This window comes from Bacteroidales bacterium, from assembly GCA_012517825.1.
Classification (GTDB): Bacteria; Bacteroidota; Bacteroidia; order Bacteroidales; family JAAYUG01; genus JAAYUG01.
Genome location: JAAYUG010000182.1, coordinates 1 through 3,386 on the forward strand (window position 1 = coordinate 1; position 3,386 = coordinate 3,386).

Here is a 3,386-nt window from a genome sequence, read left to right on the forward strand (position 1 = left end):
AAGAAAATAAAACACGAAGCAAAGCATCCTGAAATCTTCAGTACTCAATGATTTTCTCCACCCTTTTCTTTCGGAGATAGGAGCGAATAATCCATTGTATATCGTGGTTGTCATGATAGGCTTTGATGCAATCGTGCAGACTTTCCATGCCGTTGATGCAGTCGGCATCAATAAATCCGAAACCGGCGTACCGTCCGTTTTCAATCTTAATCACTGCCTTTTCTTCCGGATGTCTTCCTTTGTCGATAATAAACATATTATGGTGCTGGTACTGCATCTGCCGGATCACAAGCTCTGCCCGGCGGTTGTATGTTTCCGGTGATTCGATGCCCAGGCAGGCCCCCCTGCATTCGCGGATTTCGTAATGAAAACATGCCCCGGGGCTGTCGTAAACACCGCAAAGTTTCTGACAAAGGGTATAGCGGTCAATCCATGCATTCAGCACCTCCGTGGCCTCCGCCTTTGACGGGAAGGTATCGAGCGGAAGAGCATTCACATCGCGGATCCGTTCGATGGAAAAGCAGACGTACCCATCATCATTCAGGTAATGAAAAATACCATACATCGAAAGAGCACGTCGTTGTTTTCTGTTATACAACGGTTTGTGTTTTTTGATCTCGTCCGATTCGAGCAGCAGAGCCACCAGTTCACTCCCCGTCAGTTCCCAGGTAACAGAAACTATTTCTCCGCGCATCTTCAGTTTTCCCGCTTGTCCGGTACCCGTAAAATGCCGAATTACCCGCTGCCGGATATTCCGGCTTTTACCGATGTAAATTACTTCTCCCCTTTCGTTGAAAAAATAGTAAACACCGGGTTCTTCAGGCAGATTTCTGAAAATGTTTCTGTCGAACGAAGGATGCAGTCCCTTCATGCTGATATCGGTCAGCTCCCTGATCAGATCTTCATTGCAACCGCGTGAAAGAAGAAGGCGAAGCAGCATGACGGTAGCCAGAGCATCACCAGGAGCACGATGCCGGTCGTTTATCTGTATTCCTGTTTCCCTGCATATTTCGCCCAGGCTGTATGACCTGAGGCCGGGCAAAAGCTTCCGGCTAAGTTTCACCGTGCAGAGCTTTTCCCTTTCATACTTATATCCCAACCGAAGGAACTCCTGCCGGACAAACTGATAGTCAAAGGCAACATTGTGGGCAACAAAAATGCATCCTTCTGTCATTTCCACTATGCGACGGGCAATTTCGTAAAACTTAGGTGCATCGGCCACCATTTCATTGGTGATGCCGGTGAGCCGCGTTATGTGATAAGGAATATTCTTTTCCGGATTGACAAGAGAAGAAAACTCATCGATAATATTCTGCCCGTCAAAAATATAGACAGCTATTTCGGTAATGCGTTCATGAACCGGGCTTCCACCGGTGGTTTCAACATCAATAACCGCATACATGCGGCAAAGGTAGAATAATTTTACACAGCTTTTAATTCCAGCCAGGGTATCTCAACACTTCGGTCAACGGTATTTCCGGAAGGGATTTTACAGATCAGCCGGTTAATGCAAAGCATCAGCCGGCTGATATCCGGTTATTCAGAAATCCCGGACTTTATGGATAATGTTCCCTGTTTATTTGCGGGAATAAAGGGATCAGATTTCTTCCGTTTCAACAATTTTTGCCAGAAGGTCGGCATAAGGAATCAAAAGGTATTTTTTGCCTTCAAATTCGGTTTCCGTACCCGAATACTTTTTGAAAAGAACCGTGTCGCCTACTTTTATTTCCGCATTATCAATATTGCTCATGGATACTACTTTGGCCCACATAGGCTTTTCCTGAGCGGTTTCGGGTATAATGATCCCTGAAGCGGTTTTCTGAACCTGCTCCTGTGACAAATCGAGCAGAACATTTTGATTAATTGGTTGTAATTCTTTCATATTCAACAATTTAATTTATTAACAACAACAAAATTTGCTTTTCAATCAATTCATCAACTTGCTGTGAGCCGGAATTTATTATTGGGCGGTAATTCCCAGCAGTTCTTTCAGGCGGGCCTGATTAAAACCAACAACAATCTGTCCGTCAATTTCTGTTTGGGGAACACCCATTTGTCCGCTTTTTCTTACCAATTCCTGTGCCATTCTTTCATCACGCGATACATCCACTTCCCTGAACGAAATGCGGTTTTTTCTCAGCCAGCTTTTCAGTGCATTGCACCACGAACAGGTAGGGGTGGTATATACGGTCACGCTCTTTGCTGGTTTGGAATCGTCGGCCGGCATGATGCGGAAAAATGCATCATCCAGGAGAGCCTTGTAAAAAGCCGCATCATGGCTGCCTTTTATCACATTGGTAAGGGTTCCTTCACTAAGTTCAAGAAGAGCCGGAACTGACGTTATTCCAAATGCGGGATGGATGTCCCTTACCTGGCTCACATCAGCGGTAAAAACCTGCACTTCGGTCTGTTCCCGGGATGCTTCCGAAACATTCCTTAAAGCACTTTCACTGAGGTCGGAACCTCTTTTCCAAAGCAGCAGGTAGGCTTTTTTGCTTCTGCCTGCCAGTTCCATTAACTGATGGTAAGAATTTACTTCTGTCATGGTTCAAAAATTTTTCAGGCAAAAGTACAAAAAATATACCATTGTATTCACTTATATATATATTTACATATTTACTCAAAAAGAAGTTGAAATTTAATCTATCAACAGTGTCATGCCAAAATGACATATTGATGTAATTGAGCAGAAACTACATTTCCCCCGAAGGGATAGTAAATTGAAAAATGGTTCCCCTGCCTTGTTCTGATTGAAAAGAAATCTTACCGCGCAGCAGTTCGACGAGGGATTTGACTATAAACAGCCCGAGGCCCAGCCCTTGGTGGAATCTGTCGTTGGATTCCATTTTGTAGAAACGATTAAAAAGAAACTTTTGTTTTTCAGTGGAAATGCCAACTCCATTATCCTCAATCTGAAACAGAATCATTTTGTCAGATGGTAAACCTGCTGTGCAACGAACTTGTATCCTTTCTGAAAAGCGGCAGGCATTTTCAAGAAGTTTTGTGAGAATGATGCGAAGCAATTCCCTGTCGGTATGTATCATCAAACCATCCTGCTGTTCTTCCGGGGGAACGAAAATCAGCTGCATCTCCTTTTCTGAGAATTTGTTTCTGATTTCAGCCGCAAGCTGTCTGAATAAGGTCGCTACATGAAAACTTTGAGGAAAGATTTCAACCTGGTTGGTTTCAATCTTTGCTACCAGTATAATCTTATCAATCAGGGATAAAAGATTGTCGCCTGCTTTTCTGATTATCGTCAAGTAAGAAAAATTGTGGGGGTCATTCCTGTTTTCTTTCAGTAAAAGGGAGGAAAATCCCAGAATGGCGTTCAGGGGTGTACGAATTTCGTGAGAAATGTTTGCCAGGAATGCTGATTTCAGATGATC

4 protein-coding genes are annotated in these 3,386 nt (G+C 43.7%); all 4 read right to left on the reverse strand.

Annotated elements, in window-relative coordinates; all coding sequences use genetic code 11:
- Positions 1-37: 37 nt before the first annotated feature.
- Positions 38-1,402 (reverse strand): GIY-YIG nuclease family protein, encoded by a 1,365-nt coding sequence (locus GX419_12675; GenBank protein ID NLI25549.1) that lies wholly within the window; start codon positions 1,400-1,402, stop codon positions 38-40.
- 195 nt (positions 1,403-1,597) lie between these two features.
- Complete coding sequence (locus GX419_12680) at positions 1,598-1,882, reverse strand: co-chaperone GroES (GenBank protein NLI25550.1); 285 nt, start codon at positions 1,880-1,882, stop codon at positions 1,598-1,600.
- A 78-nt stretch (positions 1,883-1,960) separates the two neighbouring features.
- Positions 1,961-2,227: an NrdH-redoxin gene (locus GX419_12685; GenBank protein NLI25551.1), complete on the reverse strand. Its 267-nt coding sequence runs from the start codon at positions 2,225-2,227 to the stop codon at positions 1,961-1,963.
- Between the two features lie 466 nt (positions 2,228-2,693).
- Positions 2,694-3,386 (reverse strand): HAMP domain-containing histidine kinase (locus tag GX419_12690; GenBank protein ID NLI25552.1); only part of this gene is annotated, 693 nt, incomplete at its 5' end.